Origin of the sequence: Proteus myxofaciens ATCC 19692 (assembly GCF_001654855.1) — a bacterium.
Taxonomy (GTDB): domain Bacteria; phylum Pseudomonadota; class Gammaproteobacteria; order Enterobacterales; family Enterobacteriaceae; genus Proteus; species Proteus myxofaciens.
In genome coordinates this window covers 1-25,430 of sequence record NZ_LXEN01000026.1, presented here as the reverse complement: position 1 = coordinate 25,430, position 25,430 = coordinate 1, and the positions used below count along the sequence as shown (strand labels likewise).

25 protein-coding genes are annotated in these 25,430 nt (G+C 39.0%); 19 read left to right on the top strand and 6 right to left on the bottom strand.

Going from position 1 to position 25,430, the window contains the following annotated elements; all coding sequences use genetic code 11:
• The 11 genes from M983_RS03080 to M983_RS03030 form a co-directional block, all read left to right on the top strand.
• A partial coding sequence (locus tag M983_RS03080; protein WP_066746882.1) for an AraC family transcriptional regulator occupies positions 1-586 on the top strand: 586 nt, incomplete at its 5' end.
• Positions 587-734: 148 nt separating this feature from the next.
• Entirely contained in the window at positions 735-1,862 is a 1,128-nt protein-coding gene (gene pdxB, locus M983_RS03075; RefSeq protein ID WP_066746879.1) for a 4-phosphoerythronate dehydrogenase PdxB, read from the top strand.
• 62 nt (positions 1,863-1,924) lie between these two features.
• The gene (locus M983_RS03070; protein ID WP_066746876.1) at positions 1,925-2,935 is read left to right on the top strand and encodes an aspartate-semialdehyde dehydrogenase; all 1,011 of its coding nucleotides are present in this window, start codon (positions 1,925-1,927) and stop codon (positions 2,933-2,935) included.
• Entirely contained in the window at positions 2,935-3,771 is an 837-nt protein-coding gene (gene truA, locus M983_RS03065; RefSeq protein ID WP_066746873.1) for a tRNA pseudouridine(38-40) synthase TruA, read from the top strand. Before M983_RS03070 ends, truA begins: the two co-directional genes overlap by 1 nt.
• Positions 3,772-3,808: 37 nt before the next feature.
• Entirely contained in the window at positions 3,809-4,501 is a 693-nt protein-coding gene (locus tag M983_RS03060) for a DedA family protein (protein ID WP_066746863.1), read from the top strand.
• A 177-nt stretch (positions 4,502-4,678) separates the two neighbouring features.
• Positions 4,679-5,635 carry an acetyl-CoA carboxylase, carboxyltransferase subunit beta gene (gene accD / locus M983_RS03055; protein ID WP_066746861.1) on the top strand — a complete coding sequence of 319 codons (957 nt, stop codon included), beginning with the start codon at positions 4,679-4,681 and terminating at the stop codon, positions 5,633-5,635.
• Complete coding sequence (gene folC, locus M983_RS03050; protein ID WP_066746853.1) at positions 5,628-6,926, top strand: bifunctional tetrahydrofolate synthase/dihydrofolate synthase; 1,299 nt, start codon at positions 5,628-5,630, stop codon at positions 6,924-6,926. The genes accD and folC overlap by 8 nt, the downstream gene beginning before the upstream one ends.
• Positions 6,916-7,575: a cell division protein DedD gene (gene dedD / locus M983_RS03045; protein ID WP_066746850.1), complete on the top strand. Its 660-nt coding sequence runs from the start codon at positions 6,916-6,918 to the stop codon at positions 7,573-7,575. Before folC ends, dedD begins: the two co-directional genes overlap by 11 nt.
• 185 nt (positions 7,576-7,760) lie before the next feature.
• Positions 7,761-8,252: a colicin V production protein gene (gene cvpA, locus M983_RS03040; RefSeq protein WP_066746847.1), complete on the top strand. Its 492-nt coding sequence runs from the start codon at positions 7,761-7,763 to the stop codon at positions 8,250-8,252.
• Between the two features lie 30 nt (positions 8,253-8,282).
• Positions 8,283-9,800: an amidophosphoribosyltransferase gene (purF, locus tag M983_RS03035; protein ID WP_066746845.1), complete on the top strand. Its 1,518-nt coding sequence runs from the start codon at positions 8,283-8,285 to the stop codon at positions 9,798-9,800.
• 120 nt (positions 9,801-9,920) lie between these two features.
• Complete coding sequence (locus M983_RS03030) at positions 9,921-10,502, top strand: UbiX family flavin prenyltransferase (RefSeq protein WP_066746842.1); 582 nt, start codon at positions 9,921-9,923, stop codon at positions 10,500-10,502.
• A 15-nt stretch (positions 10,503-10,517) separates the two neighbouring features.
• Here the strand turns inward: M983_RS03030 and M983_RS03025 are convergent, their stop codons facing one another.
• Entirely contained in the window at positions 10,518-11,423 is a 906-nt protein-coding gene (locus M983_RS03025; RefSeq protein ID WP_066746840.1) for a TIGR01777 family oxidoreductase, read from the bottom strand.
• Between the two features lie 68 nt (positions 11,424-11,491).
• Positions 11,492-12,106: a glutathione binding-like protein gene (locus M983_RS03020; protein WP_066746837.1), complete on the bottom strand. Its 615-nt coding sequence runs from the start codon at positions 12,104-12,106 to the stop codon at positions 11,492-11,494.
• A gap of 196 nt (positions 12,107-12,302) precedes the next feature.
• On the opposite strand from M983_RS03020, the gene yfcD reads away from it, so the two are divergent.
• Entirely contained in the window at positions 12,303-12,845 is a 543-nt protein-coding gene (gene yfcD, locus M983_RS03015; protein WP_066746834.1) for an NUDIX hydrolase YfcD, read from the top strand.
• Here yfcD and M983_RS03010 read toward each other — a convergent pair.
• Entirely contained in the window at positions 12,842-13,888 is a 1,047-nt protein-coding gene (locus tag M983_RS03010) for a LacI family DNA-binding transcriptional regulator (protein WP_066746831.1), read from the bottom strand. The genes yfcD and M983_RS03010 overlap by 4 nt on opposite strands.
• 226 nt (positions 13,889-14,114) lie before the next feature.
• Here M983_RS03010 and M983_RS03005 point away from each other — a divergent pair, with 226 nt between their 5' ends.
• From M983_RS03005 to M983_RS02995, 3 genes are read left to right on the top strand one after another with little or no spacing between them, the layout of a single operon-like run.
• Positions 14,115-14,558: a PTS sugar transporter subunit IIA gene (locus tag M983_RS03005; protein WP_066746828.1), complete on the top strand. Its 444-nt coding sequence runs from the start codon at positions 14,115-14,117 to the stop codon at positions 14,556-14,558.
• 30 nt (positions 14,559-14,588) lie between these two features.
• Positions 14,589-14,876 (top strand): PTS sugar transporter subunit IIB, encoded by a 288-nt coding sequence (locus tag M983_RS03000; RefSeq protein ID WP_066746824.1) that lies wholly within the window; start codon positions 14,589-14,591, stop codon positions 14,874-14,876.
• Positions 14,877-14,886: 10 nt separating this feature from the next.
• Positions 14,887-16,143, top strand: coding sequence for a PTS ascorbate transporter subunit IIC (locus M983_RS02995; RefSeq protein WP_066746821.1), 1,257 nt, complete (start codon positions 14,887-14,889; stop codon positions 16,141-16,143).
• Positions 16,144-16,229: 86 nt separating this feature from the next.
• On the opposite strand, the gene M983_RS02990 is transcribed toward M983_RS02995, so the two are convergent.
• The 3 genes from M983_RS02990 to ackA form a co-directional block, all read right to left on the bottom strand.
• Positions 16,230-18,629, bottom strand: a complete 2,400-nt coding sequence (locus M983_RS02990; protein WP_066746819.1) for a membrane-bound PQQ-dependent dehydrogenase, glucose/quinate/shikimate family — start codon at positions 18,627-18,629, stop codon at positions 16,230-16,232.
• Positions 18,630-18,847: 218 nt separating this feature from the next.
• The gene (pta, locus tag M983_RS02985; RefSeq protein ID WP_066746816.1) at positions 18,848-20,992 is read right to left on the bottom strand and encodes a phosphate acetyltransferase; all 2,145 of its coding nucleotides are present in this window, start codon (positions 20,990-20,992) and stop codon (positions 18,848-18,850) included.
• 77 nt (positions 20,993-21,069) lie between these two features.
• Positions 21,070-22,272 (bottom strand): acetate kinase, encoded by a 1,203-nt coding sequence (ackA, locus tag M983_RS02980; protein ID WP_066746813.1) that lies wholly within the window; start codon positions 22,270-22,272, stop codon positions 21,070-21,072.
• A gap of 391 nt (positions 22,273-22,663) precedes the next feature.
• Between ackA and yfbV the strand changes: the two genes are divergently transcribed.
• From yfbV to M983_RS02960, 4 genes are all read left to right on the top strand, one after another.
• Positions 22,664-23,119 carry a terminus macrodomain insulation protein YfbV gene (yfbV, locus tag M983_RS02975; protein WP_066746810.1) on the top strand — a complete coding sequence of 152 codons (456 nt, stop codon included), beginning with the start codon at positions 22,664-22,666 and terminating at the stop codon, positions 23,117-23,119.
• 140 nt (positions 23,120-23,259) lie between these two features.
• Entirely contained in the window at positions 23,260-23,754 is a 495-nt protein-coding gene (locus M983_RS02970; protein WP_066746807.1) for a YfbU family protein, read from the top strand.
• Between the two features lie 60 nt (positions 23,755-23,814).
• Positions 23,815-24,477 carry a sugar phosphatase gene (locus M983_RS02965; protein WP_066746804.1) on the top strand — a complete coding sequence of 221 codons (663 nt, stop codon included), beginning with the start codon at positions 23,815-23,817 and terminating at the stop codon, positions 24,475-24,477.
• A gap of 109 nt (positions 24,478-24,586) precedes the next feature.
• A partial coding sequence (locus M983_RS02960) for an SLC13 family permease (RefSeq protein ID WP_245683999.1) occupies positions 24,587-25,430 on the top strand: 844 nt, incomplete at its 3' end.

Sequence of the window (25,430 nt, the reverse complement as noted above, 5' to 3'; positions counted from 1 at the left end):
GTGGATACCTGAGAAAACAGGACATGCTAGCTATAATAAAAAGACACTTTCTTTTAAAGTTCTTGATATCTCACCGAATTGGTGTGAAGGCTTATTAGATAAACCTTGTCTTCTTCAATTAAGTCCTATTTTTTCAACTATTTTTGCTGATTTTTTTAGAAGAGGTATCTGTAATCCGAAAACAGCAGAAGATTTACGCTTAGCACAGGTACTTATTGATCAATTAAAAGTATCTCCTGTTCATCATACTTATCTACCATCTTCTAAAGATAAATTATTAGCCCCCGTGCTCAATGCATTAGAGCTAAATCCCGCTGATAATACCTCGTTAGAAGAATGGGCCAAAAAACGCTATACCTCAGAACGAACGTTATCACGCCGTTGTCAGCAGGAATTAGGTATGTCATTTAGTGAATGGCGTCAACGTCTTCGTTTTTTACATGCAATTTCATTACTTGAGCAAGGTAAAAGTGTTAACGAAGTTGCTTTTGATGTGGGGTATAGTTCCTCTTCTTCTTTTATTGCGATGTTTCAGCAATTTGCAGGAACAACACCTGAACGCTATCGCCGATTACCTAGCAGTTAACACTTATTTTCATTTATATATTTAAAATTAAGGCGTAATTTATCGTCAATAATAGGCTTTACGTTCAATAAGTGGCAAAATAGACCGCTTAATTTTATTTTTCGATAATTCTTCACACACATACATATCAAATCAGTGAGATAACGCCGTGAAAATTCTAGTTGATGAAAATATGCCCTATGCGGAACAATTGTTCCAACAATTGGGTGAGGTAAAAAAGGTACCTGGTCGTCCTTTACCTATTGACGAACTTAATGACACGGATGCATTAATGGTAAGGTCAATTACGAAAGTTAATGCGTCGTTATTAGCAGGTAAGCCTGTTAAATTTGTAGGTACTGCAACAGCAGGTTTTGATCATGTTGATATTGAATGGTTAGCGCAAGAGAAAATAGGTTTTTCATCAGCCCCTGGTTGTAATGCGATTGCGGTTGTTGAATATGTCTTTTCTTCTTTAATGGTGCTTGCTGAAAAAGAAGGGTTCCAACTCACGGATAAAGTGGTTGGTATTATTGGTGTAGGTAATGTTGGTGGGCGATTAGCCACGCGATTACGTGCGCTAGGCATTAATGTATTACTTTGTGATCCACCTAGAGCTGATAATGGCAATAATGAGACTTTCCATTCTCTAGAAACATTAATCAAAGAAGCCGATATTCTTACTTTCCATACTCCTCTCAATAAATCTGGTCCTTACAATAGTTATCATTTAATTAATGTGAGTAATCTCGAAAATTTAGTTGATGGTTGTATTTTAATTAACGCTAGCCGTGGTGAAGTTATTGATAATCAAGCATTATTAACAGCATTAGAAAATGGTAAGTCATTGCGAGTAGTGCTTGATGTATGGGAGCCTGAGCCTGATCTCTTATTACCATTATTAGAAAAAGTCGATATCGCGACACCGCATATAGCAGGCTATACCCTCGAAGGCAAAGCGCGTGGTACTACACAAGTGTATGAAGCTTATTGTGATTTTATTGGCCAGCCTCAACATGTTGAATTATCAACCTTATTACCTGCGCCAGTTGTATCAACGATTTCTGTACAAGGTGAATTAACGCAACCATTACTTAAGCAATTGATTCATCTTGTCTATGATGTGCGCCGTGATGATGCGTCATTACGCAAAGTTGCAGGAATAAAAGGTGAGTTTGATAAATTACGCAAATTTTATCCTGTACGCCGTGAATGGTCTTCTTTACAGGTTATTTCTGATAATGAAACCACAGCTAAGACATTAAAAGCGATTGGCTTTAACGCGATATATAAATAAAACGCTATACGATTTAACCTTATTTTACTATTTAACAATTTGAATGTATTGGAGGATCTCTAATGGGAGACGGTTGGAATATTGCCCTAGTGGGTGCAACAGGCGCTGTTGGTGAAGCTATTTTAGCACTGTTACAAGAGCGCGAATTTCCTATTGGTGAGTTAACCGCTATTGCTAGTGAAGAGAGTATTGGTAAAACAGTACGTTGTAATGGTAAAAGTGTTGCGGTTAAAGCTATTCATAATATTGAATGGGCTGAAATTCAATTAGCTTTTTTTGCAGGTCCTCTTGAAATCAGTGCTCAATATGCTCAACAAGCTGCTGATTCAGGCTGTATTATTGTTGATTGTAGTGGTTTATTTGCAATGGAGTGGGATGTTCCTTTAGTGGTGCCTGGTGTAAATAGTACAACACTGTCTGAATATCGTAATCGTAATATCGTTTCTATTGCAGATAGCAGGGTAAGCCAGCTATTGCGCGCTATTCATCCATTGACTGACGCCGCAGGACTAACGCGTCTTAATGTGACGAATCTTATGTCTGTTTCTCGTTATGGCAAACAAGCTATTGATGAATTAGCAGGACAAAGTGCTCGTCTATTAAATGGCATTCCTCCTGAATTAGGTCGTTTTAATAAGCAACTTGCTTTTAACGTTCTTCCTTTAATGGTGGATAATGAAGGTACGATTGAAGAAGATCGTCGCATGGTCGATCAAATTCGTAAAATTCTGCAAGATGACGGTTTACCTATTTCTGTCACCTCTCTTCAAGCTCCTGTGTTCTATGGGAATGCACAATCAGTTCAACTTGAAATGTCTCGTCCTATGGGAAGTGATGAAGCGCGGGAGACATTACAAGAAAATGAAGATTTAGCGGTGAGTGATGAAAATGATTTTCCAACACAAGTTACCGATGCTTCTGGTAATACCCACTTAAACTTAGGATGTTTCCGTAATGATTATGGTATACCAGAAGCATTACAATTCTGGTCTGTTGCTGATAATGTCCGTTTTGGTGGCGCATTAATGGCAGTGGAAGTTGCCGAATTATTAGTTCAGGAGCAGTTCTACTAATGAGTGCTGAAGAAATAACATCACCAGAAGAAAAGGCGATGTTAAAAATAGCATTAGGTATTGAGTATGATGGTAGCCACTATTATGGGTGGCAACGCCAAAATGAAGTTCGTAGCGTACAAGAACGATTAGAAAAAGCACTTTCAAAAGTTGCTAATGAGCCTATTTCCGTTTTTTGTGCAGGAAGAACAGATGCAGGTGTTCATGCAACAGGGCAAGTGGTTCATTTTGACACTACCGCGCATCGTAAAGATGCTGCATGGACCATGGGGACAAATACCCATCTACCTTCAGATATTGCCGTTCGCTGGGTAAAAACAGTTTCTGATGATTTTCATGCGCGTTTTAGTGCAACCGCAAGGCGTTATCGCTATGTGATTTATAATCATCGTTATCGTCCTGCAATACTGTCATCAGGAGTAACTCATTTTCATTATCCTTTAGACGCAAAACGTATGCATAAAGCAGCACAGTCTTTGCTTGGTGAGAATGATTTTACTTCATTTAGAGCAGCGCAATGCCAATCTCGAACACCATGGCGTAATGTTATGCATGTGAATGTTTCTCGGTATGGTGACTATGTTGTGGTAGATATAAAAGCGAATGCCTTTGTTCACCATATGGTCAGAAATATCGTTGGTAGCTTATTAGAGATTGGCTGTGGTAATCAAGATATCACGTGGATGGCTGAGCTTTTGGCTTTAAAAGATAGAAAAAAAGCTGCCGCTACTGCAAAAGCGAATGGATTATATTTAGTGAGTGTTGATTACCCTGAGCAGTTTGAATTACCTAAACCTGCAATGGGACCACTCTTTTTATCTGATAATCCTTTTTAACTATTTTTATTACAAATACCCAGTTTTCTGAGGAATTATGGAATTTTTAACGCATTTTGTTGATTTAATAAAATTTCTAATTGATTTTATTTTGCATATTGATGCCCATTTAGCTGAGTTAGTTGCTCAGTATGGTACATGGGTTTATGCCATTTTATTTTTAATAGTATTTTGTGAAACTGGGCTTGTTGTTACGCCATTTTTACCCGGTGACTCATTGCTTTTTGTTGCAGGTGCGTTAGCCTCATTAGAGACCAATGATGTCAATGTACATATTATCGTCTTATTGTTGCTCTGTGCCGCTATTTTAGGGGATGCAGTCAACTATTCAATAGGACGTATTTTCGGTGAAAAGCTGTTTAGCAGACCTAATTCGCGTATTTTCCGCCGTGAATATTTAGAAAAAACTCATGCTTTTTATGAAAAACATGGTGGTAAAGCAATAATTTTGGCAAGATTCGTTCCCATTATCCGAACTTTTGCTCCCTTTGTCGCAGGTATGGGTAAGATGTCATATCGTCATTTTGCCTTTTATAATGTAACTGGAGCGATAGCATGGGTACTGTTATTTACTTATGCGGGATACTTTTTTGGTGACTTAGATATAGTTCAAAAGAACTTAAAATTGCTAATTGTTGCCATTATTGTTATTTCTATTTTACCGGGCGTGTTCGAAATAATACGTCACCGTAGAGCTAGTGCAAAAGCAAAAAAAGAAAGTGACAATTAAGAGGTTTGAGCTGTTGTCCTTTGTTTTTGCGGTAGAATAGCAATAATAAAGAGATGCGCTGAAATTCAGTAAGCGGTATCATCATAAACTTTGCTAACCACACAGCCAGTGCATTGTGGTTAATTGCTCACAATAACTAAACTGGCGAAGGTCAGATTCAGACGAAAAGGTCCATTAATGAGCTGGATTGAAAAAATTCTAAACAAAAGCACTATCACAAGTTCACGTAAAGCCAACATTCCAGAAGGAGTTTGGACTAAATGTGATAGCTGTGGACAGGTTCTCTATCGCGCTGAACTTGAGCGTAATTTAGAGGTTTGTCCTAAATGTGATCATCATATGCGTATTTCAGCGCGCCGTCGCCTTGAGACTTTCCTCGATACAGGAAGTACGACGGAATTAGGTAGCGAATTAGAACCTAAAGATATTCTAAAATTCCGCGACTCTAAAAAATACAAAGACAGAATTAGCGCTGCTCAAAAACAAACACATGAGAAAGATGCATTAATTGTCATGAAAGGTACGCTAAAAGAGATGCCAATTGTTGCAGCCTCTTTTGAGTTTGCGTTTATGGGCGGTTCAATGGCTTCTGTTGTCGGTGCTCGTTTTGTGCGTGCTGTTGAACAAGCTCTTGAAGATAACTGCCCACTAGTTTGTTTTTCTTCAAGTGGTGGCGCACGTATGCAAGAAGCGCTAATGTCATTAATGCAAATGGCAAAAACCAGCGCAGCATTAGCAAAAATGCAAGAGCGTGGTTTGCCGTACATTTCTGTCATGACCGATCCTACTATGGGTGGTGTTTCTGCAAGCTTAGCTATGTTGGGTGATATTAACGTTGCTGAGCCAAAAGCCTTAATTGGTTTCGCAGGTCCTCGCGTTATTGAACAAACAGTACGTGAAAAGCTACCGGCTGGATTCCAACGTAGTGAATTCCTATTAGAGAAAGGGGCGATTGATATGATTATTCGTCGTCCTGAGATGCGCAATCAGTTAGCTGAATTACTGGCTAAGCTAACTCAGTATGATTTAGCTGAAGAAGAAATCATCGATGAAGAGATGATTGCTGATGATATAGAATCAGCAGAAAACGAGCCAGCAATTAACATCGAATCGAATAAAAAAGAAGATGTCTAATATAATCACTGTGCCTACAGCTACATCGCCTTTGTCGATGTGGCTTTCTTATCTTGAACACTTGCATTCTAGCGCTATTGATATGGGGTTAGAGCGAATTGGAAAGGTAGGAAAAATACTTGATGTGTTACAACCAGCGCCTAAAGTTATTACTGTTTCTGGTACTAACGGCAAGGGGACAACATGTCATATGCTTGAATCTATATTAATGGCTTCAGGCTTAAATGTGGGTGTTTATAGCTCTCCTCATCTTGTGCGTTACACTGAACGTGTTCGTATTCAAGGCAAAGAACTATCTGAATCTGCATTTTGTGAAATTTTTGCTGAAATAGAGCAAGCGAGAGGCGATATTTCACTGACTTTCTTTGAATATGGCACACTGGCAGCATTAAAACTCTTTGAGCAAGCACAATTAGATGTTGTTATTCTTGAAGTGGGTTTAGGCGGTCGATTAGATGCAACGAATATTGTTGATGCCGATATCGCGGCTATCACCAGTATTGCACTTGATCATACTGATTGGTTAGGTGCTGATAGAGAACATATCGGCCATGAAAAAGCCGGTATTTTCCGCAAAAATCATTATGCAGTCGTCGGTGAACCTGACATGCCACTCTCCATCGCTCAAGTTGCCGATGAAAAACAAGCAAAGCTGTTTCGTCGAGGAACAGATTGGTCGTTTGCAATTGATGGTGAACATTGGCATTGGCGTTGTGCTGATACTCAATTTGAAAAACTGCCTATTCCAAATATTCCATTAGCAAATGCGGCAACAGCGATGGCGGTTATTCGTTGTTTACTAAAATCAGACGATAAAGTAAGCCATGCGATTACCCATCAAAGTATTGTTGAAGGAATGTCTAAAGCTCAATTGCCAGGCCGTTTTCAAATTATTTCGCAACAGCCATTAGTAATTTTTGATGTTGCACATAATCCCCACGCTGCTGGCTATTTAGCTGACAAATTATCTCAATTACCACATAAATCAGATACTGTCGTTCGTATTGTTGTTGGTATGTTAGGTGACAAAGATATAGCAGGAACATTAGCATGCTTAAAAACTCAAGCTAATCAGTGGTATGTTGCTCCTCTGGATGAGTTTAGAGGTGCAAACGCTGATGTTTTAGCTCAATACCTTGAAGAACCCGCTATTTTTGAAAGTGTAGAGCAGGCTTGGCATCAAGCTATTCTTGATGCAAAAGAAAATGATATCGTTGTGGTTTGTGGTTCATTTCATACGGTAGCTCATGTTATGGAACTTTTAGAAAAGGAGAAAGCGAGTGGCAAGTAAATTTCAAAATCGCTTAGTCGGTGCGGTTGTTCTCGTCGCTGTAGGTGTAATTTTTTTACCTACATTACTCGACGGCGATAAGAAATATAACGAAGACCAATTCGCTGCTATTCCTTTAGTCCCTAAGCCTGGTGATGAACAGGATATTGAATCTATTGCACCAATAGAACAGACAACCACACCTTCAACTCCATCAGAAGGTGCTTCTGAGGCAATGATTTCTGAAGCTGTAACAGGTATTGAGGCTCAACAACCGTCATCAACGACTAATACACCCAATATTGAGCAACAAATACCTGTAACCGCACCACCACCAGTTGATACTAAAAAATCAACTCAACCTACAGAAATAAATACACAAAAGCCGGCACAGCCACCAGTAGAAGAAACTAAGCCTCAATCACCTAAAGGCGAGGCGTGGGTTATCCAATTAGGCGTGTTGACAAATAAGGCCAATGTTGATCAAATTGTCGCAAAACTACATATTTCTGGCTATCCAGTGTATACCAAGCCGACAAAAATTAAGGATAAACCAGCTACCTTAATCTATATTGGGCCAAGTGCAGATAAAGCAGAATTACAAGCAATTATTCCGCACTTAAAAGAACTTACTGAACTTGATGGTAAGTTAAAAGCTTATAACCCTTAATATTACTCTTAGCAAATTATCTCATGAGTGGTATGACAAGGTGTTAACTTATTACGGCGATTATGGTTTTTCATATCGCCGTAAATTATTTTGGATTAGCGAAAATTAGCATTACGCAAACGTTTTCGTTTTCTGTTAGAATGCTTCCTTATTAGTGTGAAGCATCGTTATTGGATAGAGAATTTATGGTCTGGATAGATTACGCCATTATTGCCATTATCGGTTTTTCAGCATTAGTTAGCCTGATCCGTGGCTTTGTTCGCGAAGCATTGTCACTCATCACCTGGGGTTGTGGTTTTTTTGTTGCGAGCCAGTTTTATCCTTATCTTGCTGTGTATTTCACGCGGTTTGAAGATGAATTAGTTCGTAACGGGATTGCTATAGTTGCATTATTTATTGCGACACTGATTGTCGGTGCCGTTGTTAATTATGTGATTAGTTCTCTAGTTCAGCGCACAGGGTTATCAGGTACAGATCGCGTATTGGGAGTCTGTTTTGGAGCGTTAAGGGGCGTGTTAATTGTGTCTGCTTTACTTTTTGCATTAGGCGCTTTTACACCAATGGCAGAAAGTGCTGATTGGCAACGCTCAGAGCTTATTCCACAATTCAACCATATCATTAGGTGGTTCTTTGACTACCTACAAAATGCGTCAAGTTTCGTGTCGGAGAAAGTATAACCTCTCCGTCTGGCTGATGAGGATCTTTTCATGTGCGGTATTGTCGGTATCGCTGGAGTTAATCCAGTAAACCAATCAATTTATGATGCGTTAACGGTGTTACAACATCGAGGTCAAGATGCAGCGGGCATTGCAACAATAGACGGAAATAACGGTTTTCGCCTTCGCAAGGCTAACGGACTCGTGAAAGACGTGTTTGAAACTCGTCATATGTTACGATTACAAGGAACCATTGGTATTGGTCATGTACGTTATCCAACAGCGGGGAGTTCAAGTGCATCAGAAGCTCAACCTTTTTATGTAAACTCACCTTTTGGTATTACGTTAGCGCATAATGGTAACTTAACGAATGCGCATTTATTACGTCGCCAATTATTTGAAACCGCTCGTAGACATATCAATACCACCTCAGATTCTGAAATCTTACTCAATATACTGGCTTATGAATTAGACCGTTTTGACCATTTTCCATTAGAGCCAGATAATATTTTTACTGCTGTGGCTGCAATGCATAAAAAATTGCGTGGTGCTTATGCTTGTGTTGCCTTAATTATTGGCCATGGTTTACTTGCTTTTCGTGATCCTTTTGGTATTCGTCCTTTAGTTTTAGGACGACGTCAACTAGAAGATGGTCGTTGTGAATATATGGTCGCCTCTGAAAGTGTTGCACTTGATACCTTAGGTTTTGAATTCCTACGTGATGTGGCACCTGGTGAAGCTATCTATATTACAGAGCAAGGACAACTCTTTACTCGACAATGTGCTGAAAACCCACAATTGATGCCTTGTTTGTTTGAATACGTCTATTTTGCTCGCCCTGATTCTTTTATCGATAAAATTTCTGTTTATAATGCGAGATTACGCATGGGGCAAAAATTAGGTGCAAAAATAGCGAAAGAATGGGAAGACTTACAAATTGATGTCGTTATTCCTATACCTGAAACATCCTGTGATATTGCATTAGAAATTGCGCATATTCTTAACAAGCCATATCGACAAGGATTTGTAAAAAATCGTTATGTTGGCCGCACCTTTATTATGCCAGGTCAACATGAACGTCGAAAATCGGTAAGGCGTAAACTGAATGCCAATCGCGCTGAATTTCGTGACAAAAATGTGCTACTTATTGATGACTCAATTGTTCGAGGCACAACATCAGAGCAAATTGTTGAGTTAGCAAGAGAAGCCGGGGCTAAAAAGGTTTATTTTGCTTCTGCTGCTCCTGAAGTGCGTTTTCCAAATGTGTATGGTATCGATATGCCAAATGCCAATGAGCTTATTGCACATGGGCGTGAAGTGGATGAAATTCGTAAACTTATCGGTGCCGATGGCTTAATTTTCCAAGATCTCACTGATTTAATTGATGCCGTAAAAGAAGAGAATCCTGATATTAATCAGTTTGAATGCTCTGTTTTTGATGGTGTATATATTACGAAAGATATCGATCAGAGCTATCTAGATTATTTAGAAAATTTGCGTCGTGATGATGAACATAAAATTCGTGATCAAAATGAAATAGAAAACTTAGAAATCTACAACGAAGGCTGATTTTTCGGTAAAATAGCCACCCTCATAAAGCGTCGATGCTAGAGCATTCTGCATCGGCGCTTGTTTTTTGAGGGAGAGGCATCATAATGATTAACAAAGATATATATTCTGAGGATTATAATGAAAAAGCTGATAGTCGGGCTAACAGGTGCAAGTGGTGCAATCTATGGCATACGTTTATTAGAAATATTAAAATCAATGCCAACAGTAGAGACGCATCTTGTCATCAGCCAAGCCGCTCGTCGTACTATAGCATTAGAAACCTCTTACTCGGTTAAAGATATTCAAGCGTTAGCGGATGTTATTTATGATGATCGCGATATTGGCGCTGCGATATCATCAGGCTCATTTCGCGTTCATGGTATGGTGATTTTACCTTGTTCGATAAAAAGCTTATCAGGCATTGTAAATAGTTATACTGATACGTTAGTCACTCGCGCTGCGGATGTTATTTTAAAAGAAGGCCGTAAATTAGTCTTAGCAGTAAGAGAAACACCGTTGCATGTAGGGCATTTAAGATTGATGACACGCGCGGCTGAGCTAGGTGCTGTTATTATGCCACCAGTACCTGCATTTTACTTTCAACCAAAAACGCTTGATGATGTTATTAATCAAACCGTTAATCGTATTCTTGATCAATTTGAGATTGATTTGCCTGAAGATTTATTTGCAAGATGGCAAGGGGATAAATTAACACGCTAAATCCCCTTTGAGCCATTATTTTTTTGTTTGAATAATATCTTGTAAGGCAACATCTAATTGTGGGTAACGAAACGCAAAGCCGGCATCAAGCAATTTTTGTGGGATAGCCTGTTGCCCACCTAAAACCAGTGTTGCACTTTCACCCATAATTAACTGCAAAATAGGTGCAGGTACAGTCATTAAAGCAGGGCGATTTAATACGTTCGCTAATACTTGTGTAAAGCGTTTATTTTGCACAGGATGAGGGGCTGTAAGATTAAATGCGCCTTGCGTATTTTCATGTTCAAGTAGAAAGATAATACCATTAACCATATCATCGATATGTATCCACGGCATATATTGCTTTCCACTTCCTAACTTACCGCCAATTCCTAATTTAAACGGTTTACTCATTTTAGGAAGTGCACCGCCTTGTGTCGAAAGTACAATGCCAGTTCGTAATAAGCAGACTCTGGTTAATGGCGTTTGAGCTTCAAGTGCAATTTGTTCCCATTTTGAGCATAATTCATGAGTAAACTCTGTATTTGGTGGCGTTTCTTCTGTAACAAGCGTCTCACCTTGATCACCATAATATCCTACCGCAGATCCTGAAATAAAGACGGTAGGTGGATTGTTACTTGCTTTAAATAAATCCACCAGTTTTTGAGTCAAATCACAACGACTGTTTATTAGCTTGCGTTTTTGCGAAGCTGTCCAGCGATTATCTGCGATAGGTTCACCGGCTAAATTGATAACAGCATCGAATTCATCAAGATTTTTCTTATCACATAAATTCGTCAAACACGTTATTTCATTACAAAAATGGGAATACACTTTTTGAGGTGAACGAGAAAGCACGGTTATCTCATGATGATTTAACGCAAGATGACACACCAACGCGCGGCCAATTAATCCCGTACCACCTGTTATCAGTATTTTCATCGCCAATCCTCCTTGTTCCCTTTTACTAATTAACAAATTTTATCATCCCTGATAAATATGCTGAGCCTTTAGCCAAACAGTTTTTTGGCAGCAGGGCGATGGCTGATAGTATTTAGCCATTTCTCAACAGCGGGATAATTTTTTAAATCGATATGGTGATGTTTATGGGAAAGTGCCCATGTATAAGTCGCCATATCTGCAATGCTATAATCGTTACCACCAAGATAAGGTGATTGTGATAAGCGTTTATCTAGCACTCGATATAAACGCTCTGTTTCTTCAGTATAGCGTTTAATTGCATAGGGCACTTTCTCGGGTGCATATTGTGTAAAGTGATGGTTTTGTCCAAGCATTGGGCCAAATCCGCCAACTTGCCAAAAAAGCCATTGTAATTGCGTTGTTTTTTCACGTAATTCATGGCTAAAGAATTGACCACACTTTTCTGCTAGATAAATAAGAATAGCACCAGATTCAAAAATAGAGATGGGAGCTCCGCCATCGGCGGGTGCATTATCCACAATAGCAGGAATTTTATTATTTGGAGAAATAGCTAAAAATTCAGGCGTAAATTGGTCACCTTTACTAATATCAATGCGGTGTAGTTGATAAGGTAATCCTGCTTCCTCTAGAAAAAGAGTGATTTTTTTACCATTTGGTGTATCTGCATAATATAAGTCAATCATAGAAATCTCCAAAACAAAGTGAATGGAAGTATCAATATATTTACAGTCTGCCTGCTAACATCATAAAAAGCAAAAAAATGCAAGATACATAAAACAAATCAATTGTGATTATTGTAGTGGTGAAAAATAGTGATTTTGGTATATTCAATTTAAAAATGACGATAGTTCAATATCGGTTAAAAAAGGTTTGTTGAGGATGGAACAAGAAAATACGGCAGTAGTTGAATGGGTTGATATTGTTGACGAGAAAAATGAAGTTGTTGCTCAGGCAACACGTCAACAAATGCGCGCTGAAAATCTGCGACATCGAGCAACTTATATTGTCGTTCATGATGGCATGGGCAAAATTTTGTCACAAAGAAGAACGGAAACGAAAGATTTTTATCCTGGTTGTTTAGATGCAACGGCGGGTGGAGTTGTGCAACAAGGTGAAAATCCGTTAGAAAGTGCGCGGCGTGAGGCAGAAGAAGAACTTGGCATCGCTGGCGTTCCTTTTGCAGAACATGGGCAATTTTATTATGACGATCACAGTTGCCGTGTTTGGGGAAGTTTATTTAGCTGTGTTTCTCATGGTCCTTTTGCGTTGCAATCTGAAGAAATTGAAGAAGTTTGTTGGTTAACACCCGCAGAAATTACAGAGCGCTGTGATGAATTTACGCCTGATTCACTAAAAGCACTCTCTTTATGGTTGACGCGTAATAACAGCACTCGTTTAGAGACAAAAGAAACCGACGATTAAGGCGTACTTTGTCCTATCTCAAAGCGATAATGATAGTTGATAACGGTGTTTTCATCTAAGGCGTTATCATCGTCATTTTTTAAAGACTGTAATAGTGCTATTAGATGTTTTCCTGCCTCTTTTCCCATTTTGTGATAATCAAAGCGGATAGAGGTCATTGATGGGAACATCTGAGCACTATTTTCAGTCCCTTCTAAGCATGCAATAGCTAAATCTTGTGGGATCTTAATTAGCCGGCGCCGGCATTCAAATATCATTCCTAATGCAATACTTTCATGACTACAGATAACGGCGTCTAGCTCTGGTTGACGTAATAAAATTTCTGTTAATGCTTCTCTTCCATATGCCAATGACGCAGGATCGGGCGTTGTTACACTTTGTTCTGCATTTAAATAGTTCTTCAATAAAGCGCGAGACCAGCCTGTGATTTGCTGGTGGTGTAAGCGTTGGCCTTGTAATGCGCCAATATAACCTATGCAGCGTTTTCCTTGTGATATTAGATATTGTGTTAGTTCGTAAGTCGCTTTTTCATAAGAGCAATTAATACTGATATCAGCTTGATCATTGGTTTGGCTTGCAACGCTAACCACTGGAATATTGGCATTATTAATATGTAAAAAGTGCGTATCACTTAATTGTGAACCAAAGGCTACTAATGCCGCAGGGTTGCTTTGTAACAACATATTAATAACATCATTTGCTTTATGAGGCTGATGCTCATAACAGCCTACAAGAATTTGATATTGATGTTTATTTGTCACTTGTTGTAGCGATTGCATAAAATCTGCGCTCGCTTTATCGGTAAAAGAAGGTAATAAAACCGCAATAATATGGCTTTGTGCAGAGGCTAATGCACCTGCTGTTGCATTAGGAATATAACCTAATGCTTCAACAGCTTGATTCACTTTTTCTCGCAATTTATCAGAGACTAATTCAGGGGTTCTCAGTGCTCTAGACACTGTCATTGAGCCAACTCCTGCATATTTAGCGACATCTTGTAAAGTGACACGGCCTGTATTTCGACGCTTACGTGTTTTTATCATTCTTAATTACTTACTTAGCTCCATTTATTAAGCGCAGATCCTACCTGAAATCTTCTCATTATGCTGAAACATTACAGTGTCAATTGTTGGCATTTTCTGCAATTAACATTTCATTAAAATGATAGCGCTATCACAATTACGCATTAACCATCTAGATAGCGCTACCATTAATGATTACTATCCTTAATAACAAAAACAAAAAAGCCAGTTTATAGAGGTTGTAAATATGCTGAAAACATTATTAACACCAGATGTTGTACAAGTTATTCCAAGTGTTAGTGATTGGCGTGAAGCGGTAAAAGTGGCATGCCAACCCCTGATTGATAAAGGCGATATAGAGCCTCGTTATGTTGATGCCATTTATCAATCACATGAAAAAATAGGACCATATTATGTATTAGGTCCTGGTATTGCGATGCCTCATGCTCGTCCTGAAGATGGTGTTAATAAACTATCTCTTGCTTTAACAATAATAGAGCAGGGTGTTGAGTTTGGTGCTGATGAAAATGATCCTGTGAAATTACTGATTGTTTTAGCAGCAACAGATAGTGATAGTCATATCAACGCTATTATGAAATTAGCAGAACTCTTTGATAACGAAGAAGATATTCAAACGCTATTTCATGCCGAAAATAAAGCGGAAATACTCGCTGTTATCAATAATTATTAATATTTATTTGAAATTACCAAGGGGAATACAATGAAAATTACAGTGGTATGTGGAAATGGTTTAGGTAGTAGCTTAATGATGGAAATGAGCATCAAAAGTATTCTAAACGATCTCGCGGTGACAGCAGATGTTGATCACGTCGATTTAGGCTCAGCAAAAGGAACACCAAGCGATATTTATGTAGGTACACGTGATATTGCAGAGCAACTTATTCAACAAGCCGTAAATGGTAAGATTGTTTCACTGGATAATATGATTGATAAAGTGGCGATGAAGGAAAAACTGTCAGTCGCATTAAAAGAATTAGGCGCGTTATAAGGAGCCTATTATGGACTTTTTTCGCTTTCTAATGAACGATGTGTTATCAGAACCCTCTATTTTAGTTGGTTTGATAGCATTAATAGGTTTAATCGCTCAGAAAAAACCAGTGACAGAATGCATCAAAGGTACCGTCAAAACGATTATGGGTTTTGTGATTTTAGGTGCGGGTGCAGGTCTTGTTATTAATTCGTTAGGTGATTTCTCTGCGATATTCCAACACGCATTTGGAATACAAGGTGTTGTGCCAAATAATGAGGCAATTGTCTCTATTGCACAAAAAAGTTTTGGTAAAGAAATGGCATTAATCATGTTCTTTGCCATGTTAATTAATATCTTAATTGCTCGTTTAACACCTTGGAAATTTATTTTTTTAACAGGTCATCACACGTTATTTATGTCGATGATGGTTGCGGTTATTTTGGCAACCGCAGGTTTAGAAGGTGCGGTGTTAGTTGCAGTCGGTTCGTTAGTGGTAGGGATTTCAATGGTTTTTTTCCCTGCAATTGCTCATCCTTATATGAAAAAAATTACAGGCTCTGACGATGTTGCGTTAGGTCACTTCTCAACAATTTCTTACGTAGTTGCGGGCTTTATTGGTAGTAAATTTGGTAATAAAGCACATTCAACAGAAGAAATGAACGTCCCTAAAAGCCTGTTATTTTTACGCGATACACCCGTTGCTATTGCCTTTACTATGGGCATTATTTTTATCATCACGTGTTTATTTGCGGGCGATACTTTTGTTCGTGAAATCAGTGGAGGTAAAAATTGGTTTATGTTCTCATTAATGCAATCCATTACCTTTGCAGCAGGGGTTTACATTATTTTGCAAGGTGTGCGTATGGTTATTGCAGAAATTGTACCTGCTTTTAAAGGTATTTCTGATAAATTAGTCCCGAATGCGAAACCTGCATTAGATTGTCCAGTTGTTTTCCCATATGCACCTAATGCGGTATTAGTTGGCTTTTTAAGTAGCTTTGCCGCCGGTGTTATCGGTATGTTTATTCTATATGCCTTAGATTGGACAGTGATTATTCCTGGTGTTGTTCCTCACTTTTTTGTTGGTGCAACTGCGGGGGTATTTGGTAATGCAACTGGTGGGCGACGTGGGGCTATTTTGGGCGCATTTGTTCAAGGTTTATTGATTACATTCTTACCTGTGTTCCTATTACCTGTACTTGGCGATATTGGTATCGCAAACACTACATTCAGTGATGCTGACTTTGGTGTTATCGGTATTTTATTAGGTATTATTGTTCGCTAATCTTGAGTTTTAATAATAAAAGAGGCTGATTAACTGTAAATCAGCCTCTTAGTTTTATCTCTTCTTATGATAAATAATAAGCGAGATTATTTATTGTCAGGCAATCCGTAAGCAATCAAACTATCGCCCATTTTAGTTCCAAAAGAACCATGACCACCGGCCATAATTACAACGTATTGTTTACCATCAATAGAGTAAGTCATTGGCGTTGCTTGCCCACCAGCAGGTAAGCGTGCTTCCCATAACATCTCACCATTAGTGACATTAAAGGCGCGTAGATAATCATCTTGAGAAGCGGCAACAAACATCACGTTACCCGCTGTTGAAATAGAACCACCTAATCCTGGTACACCAATCGTTAATGGTGGCAATTGCATTAAGTCAGGTAAGCTATCACGAATGGTACCAAAGCGATGTTTCCAAACGATTTCATTTTTCTGTAAATCGATACCCGCTACAAATCCCCAAGGTGGCTGTTTGCAAGGTAAACCTATCGGCGATAAGAAAGGATGGATATCTACACTATATGGCACGCCCTTCATTGGTTGAAGCCCTTGTTCACTACCACCACCTTCAAGTTTTTCATCATCATGAGGGTCTTTAAGATATAATTTCGAGATAAAAGGTAGGGCGATGATATTCATTACACCGACTTGACGATCTTGGTTTACCGAAATCCCACCCCACTCAAAAATACCTAAGTTACCAGGGAAAACGAGGGTACCGTTTTCTGATGGTGGTGTGTATATACCGTCATAGTTAAGTTGATTAAATTGAATACGGCATAATAACTGGTCTGCCATTGTTCCACCCCACATATCAGACTCTTTTAGTCTTTGTGTAGGAGCGAGATCTAATTTAGAGAATGGTTGAGTTGGTGAATAATGTTCACCTTGTGTTTGAGGGCCTAATGTTACTCTTGTTGGTACGGTTTTTTCAGTAATAGGAACAATAGGGGTGCCATCTCGTCTATCAAGTACGAAAACATTACCTGTTTTAGTCACGATATAAATAGCAGGAGTGACTTCACCTTTTGCATTTTTAATATCAACTAAAGAAGGCTGTGAAGGTACATCCATATCCCATAAATCATGATGCGTAGTTTGGAAATTCCAAATTAACTCCCCAGTTGATGCTTTTAAGGCAAGGACTGAGTTAGCATAGCGCTCTTTTAGAGGAGGACGATCACCACCCCAAATATCAGGTGTACCTACACCAGTTGGAATATAAACCACATCTGTTGTTGCATCATATGCTAAAGGAGCCCATGCGTTTGGTGAATTATGCACAAATTCGGTTTGTTTACCTGGCATCGCATTAGGATCTTCTGCTCCTGTGTCAAATACCCACAGTAGCTTCCCGCTATTGACATCATAACCACGAATAACCCCAGAAGGTTCCTGTGTTGATAGGTTATCAGTCACTGAACCACCGATAATAATGGTATTGCCCGTTACAATAGGTGGTGATGTTGGGTTATAACCACCAAGATAGGCATAAGGCATCGATTCTAATAAGTTAATCTGACCTTCATTACCAAAATCATGACATGCTTCACCGGTATGTGCATTAACGGCAATTAAGCGTCCATCATTAACTGGAAGAAATACTTTTTGTGGGCATTGACTAGAAGAGGCTGGTTGACGTGTTTCTAAGCTTTTCGCGAATTCAGCGCGATTATTTTCATCATAATAAGAGACACCGCGACATGTCATATGCTGAAAGCTTTTGTTAAATTGTAATTTTGAATCAAAACGCCATTTTTCTTTTCCTGTTGCAGGATCAAGGCTGATTAAATATTGATGAGGTGTACATAAAAAGAGATTGTCATCAATTTTTATTGGCGTGACTTCATTGGTTGTTTCAACGGAATCATTCGGGCCTTTCTTATCGCCAGTATGGTATGTCCATTTTTCAACAAGCGTATCCACATTATCACTATTGATTTGAGTTAGCGGTGAATAACGAATACCGGCTTGCGTTCGACCATAAGCAGGCCAATCGTTATCACTAACACCCGCAATAGATTGTGATTTCGCAGGTTGTTGTTGGCTAAATTCGCCTTTAACTGCATGGGGATCAGTAAACAAGCTACCAATAATAATAACAAGAGTGACTAATAAGAGTAATAGAAGCGTTATTTTATTGGCTCGGCAATAAAGCTCACCTTTTCTGGCAACAAAAGGCAGAAGCAATATGCCCAAAATAAAGATGATATCAAGGCGAGGAGCAAGAGCCCAAAAATCGAAACCAGATTCCCAAAGGCTCCAAGCAATTGTCGCAATAAAGAGAAGGTTAAAAAGCCCAAAGGCAATTCTCTTTCTACAGATAAATAATAATGCGACAAGTATTAATACGATCCCCGTAATTGCATAAAAGGGAGAACCTTTCAGGGTGATGAGATAGCCTCCCATAATCGTGAAATAGGCGCCTAAAGCACCTAACACGATGAATAAAAGCCATCGGTAGAGCGTAGATATTTTCATAAAAATTTATCCTAGTTAAGTAAATTTTTTATATTTGTATTAATAGGATAGTCAAAATAGAAAAAAATGAGATAAATTTTAAAAAATAATTTATCTGATAAATCATATCCAAAGTTATAATTACAACAGACACTAGTAAAAAAGCCCAATATTCTATTAATATTGAGCTTTTTATTTTTCTTATCGCAATTAAAATATTGTATTAATAAATATCTTAATTAAGCGTTTTCTTGCTGACTTGCTTGAATTGCAGTCAACGCGACAGTATAGACAATATCATCCACCAATGCGCCACGTGACAAGTCATTTACAGGCTTACGCATACCTTGCAACATAGGTCCAATAGAAACTAAGTCTGCTGAACGTTGTACGGCTTTATAGGTTGTATTACCTGTATTCAAATCAGGGAAGATAAAGACAGTGGCTTTACCTGCAACAGGTGAATTTGGTGCTTTGGATTTAGCCACATCAGCCATAACAGCAGCATCGTACTGTAAAGGACCATCAATCATTAGGTCAGGGCGTTTTTCTTGAGCTAAACGTGTTGCCTCACGTACTTTCTCAACATCACTACCAGCACCTGATGTGCCTGTAGAATAAGAAATCATTGCAACACGAGGATCAATACCAAAAGCAATCGCAGAATCAGCAGATTGAATTGCGATTTCAGCGAGTTGCTCTGCTGTTGGATCTGGGTTAATTGCACAGTCACCATAAACATAAACTTGTTCTGGTAATAGCATAAAGAACACAGAAGAAACTAAAGAGCTACCAGGTGCTGTTTTAATTAACTGAAGTGGTGGACGAATGGTGTTTGCTGTGGTGTGAACTGCACCAGAGACTAAGCCATCAACTTCACCTTTTTCTAGCATTAATGTACCTAGTACCACGTTATCTTCAAGTTGTTCACGCGCTACAACTTCGGTCATACCTTTATTTTTACGCAGTTCAACTAAACGAGGAACGTAGATTTCACGTACTTCTTTTGGATTAACTAATTCAATGCCGGTGCCTAGTTCTACACCTTGTGCTGCTGCAACACGACGAATTTCTTCAGGATCACCTAAGAGAACACATGTTGCGATACCACGATCAGCACAAATAGAAGCTGCTTTAACAGTACGTGGCTCATCACCTTCAGGTAAAACGATACGTTTTTTCGCTTTACGAGCTAATTCTGTTAATTGATAACGGAATGCTGGTGGTGATAAACGGTTAGGGCGTTCAGAGTTTGCTGTCAGTGAATCAATCCATTGTGCATTGATATGTTGAGCAACGTAGTTTTGGATTTTTTCAATACGTTCATGGTCATCAGCTGGCACTTCTAAGCTGAAACTTTGCAGATTTAATGAAGTCTGCCAAGTATTTGAGTTCACCATAAAAATAGGTAATCCAGTTTCGAATGCACGATCACACAATTGTTTGATTGATGCATCGATTTGGTAGCCACCGGTGAGTAATACTGCGCCAATTTCAACGCCATTCATCGCAGCAAGGCAGGCTGATACTAATACGTCAGGACGATCAGCTGAGGTTACTAATAGAGAGCCAGGGCGGAAGTGTTCTAACATATGTGGAATACTACGCGCACAGAAAGTCACTGATTTAATACGACGAGTTTCAATATCACCCTTATTGACAATAGACGCATTTAGGTGTTTAGCCATATCTATTGCACGAGTGGCTATCAAATCGAAATTCCACGGAATGCAACCTAATAAAGGTAGTGGGCTATTTTTTTCAACGGTTTTTAAATCGATATTAGAAATAATCGCTTTGCTTGAATCATCAAAAATTTCAGATAAATCAGGACGAGTACGACCTTGCTCATCAACAGGTGCATTCAGTTTATTAACAATAACACCAATGATATTTTGATTTTTTACGCCACCAAATTCAGCACGAGCAAATTCGATGCGCTCTTTTAACTGCTCAGCGGTATTGTTACCTAATGCTGTAACAAAAATAATTTCAGCACCTAAGGTTTTTGCAATCTCATAGTTTAAAGATTGAGCAAAAGGATGCTTGTGAGTCGGGACTAAACCTTCGATAAGAATAACTTCTGCATCAGCAGTATTATCGTGGTATTTTGCGACAATCTCTTCCATTAACACGTCTTTTTTGTTTGAGCTTAATAAAGACTCAACATAATCCATGTTTAAAGGTTCAGAAGAACGAATTGAAGAGTGAGAGCGAATAATTGCGGTAGTTTGGTCTAATGCACCTTTAACACGTGGTTGTGCTATTGGCTTAAACACACTAAGGCTAACGCCTTTTTGTTCCATAGAACGGATAACACCCAAGCTGACACTGGTTAAACCAACACGAGTATCAGTAGGAACTAGCATAATTGTACGGGACACGGAAACCTCTTTAAATATCGGTTGCTCGTTATGTAGAACAGTACTGCCAGCATATTGGCTGGCAGTACATGAAGAACTTAAGCGGTCAGGCGACTAGCATCCTGAGCGATAACTAACTCTTCGTTAGTTGGGATAACAACAGCAAGGCGGCTGTTATCAGTAGTAATAGTGCCTGATTTACCAAAACGCGCATCTAAGTTACGTTGATGATCAACTTCAAAACCTAACAGAGCCAGTTTTTTCAGTGATAGCTCACGAACCATTGCTGCGTTTTCACCAATACCACCAGTGAAGATAATCGCATCTAAGCGGCCTTCCATAAGTGCGCAGTAAGAGCCGATATATTTTGCTAAACGATGGCAGTAAACATCCATTGCGCGTTTTGCATCTTCTTTAGTATCGTAGTTATCTTCAACATAACGACAATCACTAGTGACTTCAGTTAAACCTAATAGACCTGATTCTTTAGTCAGCATTTTGTTGATGTTTTCAACGCTCATGCCTAAAGTATCATGTAAATGGAAAATGATAGCAGGATCGATATCACCACTACGTGTTCCCATTACTAAGCCTTCTAATGGGGTTAAGCCCATTGAAGTATCAACACATTTACCATTAACGACAGCAGAAACAGAACCACCATTACCTAAATGGCAAGTGATAACGTTCAGTTCATCAATAGGTTTATTTAACATTTTAGCGGCTTCACGAGAAACATAGAAATGGCTAGTTCCGTGAGCGCCGTAACGACGAATGCTGTGATCTTTATATAAGCTGTATGGCAGAGCATACAAATACGCTTCTTCAGGCATTGTTTGATGGAATGCAGTATCAAAAACAGCAACCATTTTATTAATTAAGTGAGGGAATGCCTTGCGTGCTTCTTCGATACCAATAAGGTGAGCTGGGTTATGCAATGGTGCAAAGGGGATAGCTTCTTCAATACCTTTGATAACATCGTCAGTAATAACGACAGATTTAGTGAATTTCTCGCCACCGTGAACAATACGATGACCGATACAAACGATTTGCTGTGAAAGTTCTGGTTTTTCAGCCAGAATAGTATTTACGATAAAGTTTAATGCTTCGCTATGAGCAGCACCTGCACCTAAAGCTGCTTCATGTTTTTGACCATCCATTTTCCACTTCAGGCGGGCTTCAGGAAGGTTGAAGCACTCAGCCAAGCCTGACAGGTATTCTTCACCATTTTGTGGATCGATAATTGCAAATTTAAGGGAAGAACTACCGCAGTTCAGTACTAGCACCAGCTTACTTGACATGGAATTACCTATTTATCTTGTTGTCGTAGTGTCTTTTATATTATAAAGACGGTGGTTAATAAAACGTCAATCATAAAAGCCTATCGCATTCCTATGATGACATTAATGATGCGCATCATGCTTAAAGCAAAAAACATGATGCTAATTATAGTTGCCAATCATCAATTGGACGATTTTTATTCAACTGAAGTTTTTCGTATCAAAATAAGCGAAAAAGGTTGAAAATCACGCCGGCAAACAAAATATAGCGCTTTATTGCCACAAACCTTTAGAATGGGCACACAATACAGAGTAAAGGCAACAAAGACAAAATATACTTAATTCTACTAAAAGATTTTTATTCTTTATAGGCATTTTTTAAAAGTTACAAAAGAAATTGATTGAGGTCATTATGAGCGAGCCAACAGTGACTCCCCCTAGTTTTTTTAAGAAACTGCGTTTGGGTAATAAATATTTAAAAACCTGGCCAGTTGAAAAGCAGTTGGCACCTGTCTTTCCTGAAAATCGTATGGTAAAAGCGACCCGTTTTGGTATTCGCTATATGCCACCGATTGCGATTTTCACTCTAACTTGGCAAATTGCACTTGGTGGTGATTTAGGTCCTGCGATTACTACGGCACTTTTTGCGTGTAGTCTACCATTACAAGGTCTTTGGTGGTTGGGAAAACGTGCCGCAACACCTTTACCTGCGACATTATTACGTTGGTTTTATGATATTCGTGAAAAATTTGAACAAGCCAATATCGCATTAGAGCCTGTTGAACAAACTCCGACATACTTCTCATTAGCTAAATTGCTAAAACGTGCTTTTAAGCAACTCGATCGCTCTTTTCTTGACGATGTATAGTGTTTTTTTGTGAGTTTTCGTTTTTGCTATTTCTTGTACTTGCAAATACCCCGTTGAGATCAATAAACGGGCTTTTAGCGCTACTCAATACTTTTGATTGATGTCATGCTTTCGTTAATAATTTCTTTGGAGAATTAATGATGGAAATGACACACGCACAACGCCTAATCCTATCTAATCAATACAAAATGATGACGATGATGGACCCTGATAACGCTGAACGCTATCGCCGTTATCAAACCATTATTGAACGTGGATATGGCTTGCAATTACGTGAGCTTGACCGTGATTTTGACGAAATGTCAGAAGAAACTTGCCGTTCTATTATTAACATCATGGAAATGTATCATGCGCTACAAGTTTCTCGTGGAAACTTAAAAGAGCAAGATACCATTGATGAACGTCGTGTCACCTTTATGGGCTTCGATGCGGCAACTGAGTCTCGCTATCTCAGCTATGTTCGCTTTATGGTGAATACAGAAGGACGTTATACGCATTTTGACAGCGGTAGCCACGGGTTTAACTCACAAACGCCAATGTGGGAAAAATACCAAAGAATGCAAGCGATATGGATGGCATGCCCACGCCAATATCATCTCAGTGCTGTTGAAATTCAACAAATTGTTAATGCGTAATAGGATTGTGTAAGATAACAAGATAACTATTAACGCATCACTGAAAGGTAGGCATAAAATATGACAATCACATGTAAAGGTTTTCTGTTTGATTTAGATGGTACTTTAGTTGATTCATTACCTGTCGTTGAACGTTGTTGGGCAATGTTTGGTGAAAGAGTGGGCGTTTCAGCGAAAGAGATAAACGACTATATTCATGGAAAACCCGCGATAGAGTCTATTCGTCATTTTATGCCTACTGCATCAGAGCAAGAAATAACTGACACCTTTAAATGGTTAGAAAACCTAGAATCGACACAAATAGAAGGTCTTGCGCCGTTACCTGGTGCTATTGCCCTTATTGAACGCCTTAACAATTTCGATATTCCTTGGGCAATTGTAACGTCAGGTACTGTGCCGATTGCCTCAACACGCCAATCTGTTACAGGTATCCCTGAGCCTAAACATTGGGTAACAGCTGAATCTATTACTCGAGGTAAACCTAACCCTGAGCCGTATTTATTAGGCGCTAAAAAACTAGGCTTATCACCACAAGATTGTGTGGTATTTGAAGATGCGCCAGCAGGTATCTATTCAGGATTAGATGCAGGTTGCCAAGTGGTTGCAGTGCATGCCCCTTTATCACTTCCTCGCCGTAATGAGATTGATTTAATTATTGATTCATTGAAAGATATCGATATTTTCAAAGAAAATGAGAGCGTGGTTATAAAGCATAAACGCTAATTTATTATTCTCATCTTATTAGAAGACTTATCTGCGTAAAAATGGTCTACTTTGTAATATAGTAACCGGTTGTTTAACTTGTTTTCACTTATTGCAGACAGAGGCCATTTTGAATAGCGAATTATTATGGGTACTGACTCTATTATTGATAGCTATTGTCCTTTTTACGACCAACAAGCTCCGTATGGATGTGGTCGCTCTTCTTGTCATTATCGCTTTTGTTCTTAGTGGTACTCTTTCGTTAAATGAAGCTACGGCAGGCTTTAGTGATCCTAACGTCTTACTTATTGCGGCTCTTTTTGTTATTGGTGAAGGTTTAGTAAGAACCGGCGTCGCTTATCAAATGGGAGACTGGCTTGTTAGAGTTGGGGGAAGTAGTGAAATAAAAATGCTGGTGCTATTAATGATAAGCGTTGCAGGATTAGGCGCCTTTATGAGCTCAACAGGTGTTGTAGCTATTTTTATTCCTGTTGTTTTAAGTGTTGCTGCCAGAATGAAAATTTCACCAGGCCGATTAATGATGCCATTAGGATTTGCTGGCTTAATTAGTGGGCTTATGACGTTGGTTGCAACGCCACCCAATATGGTCGTTAATAGTGAATTAGTGAGAGAAGGACTACCTAGCTTTCAATTTTTCTCTATTACACCTATCGGTATTGCTGTTTTATTTGCTGGTATTCTGTATATGCTGGTGGTGCGTCGTTGGCTAGGTGAAAACGATAATGGTAAACATAAAGACACTTATCGGCGTACATTTCGTGATCTTATTCGTGATTACAAGTTAGCAGGTCGTGCTCGTCGCTTAGCAATTCGTAAAGGTTCGCCATTAGTGGGGCATTCGCTTGATGAATTACATCTACGTTCTCGTTATGGTGCCAATGTGGTGGGGATTGAACGATGGAGGCGCTTTCGGCGCGTAATGGTCAGCGCGACAGGTGGAACAGAACTAAGAG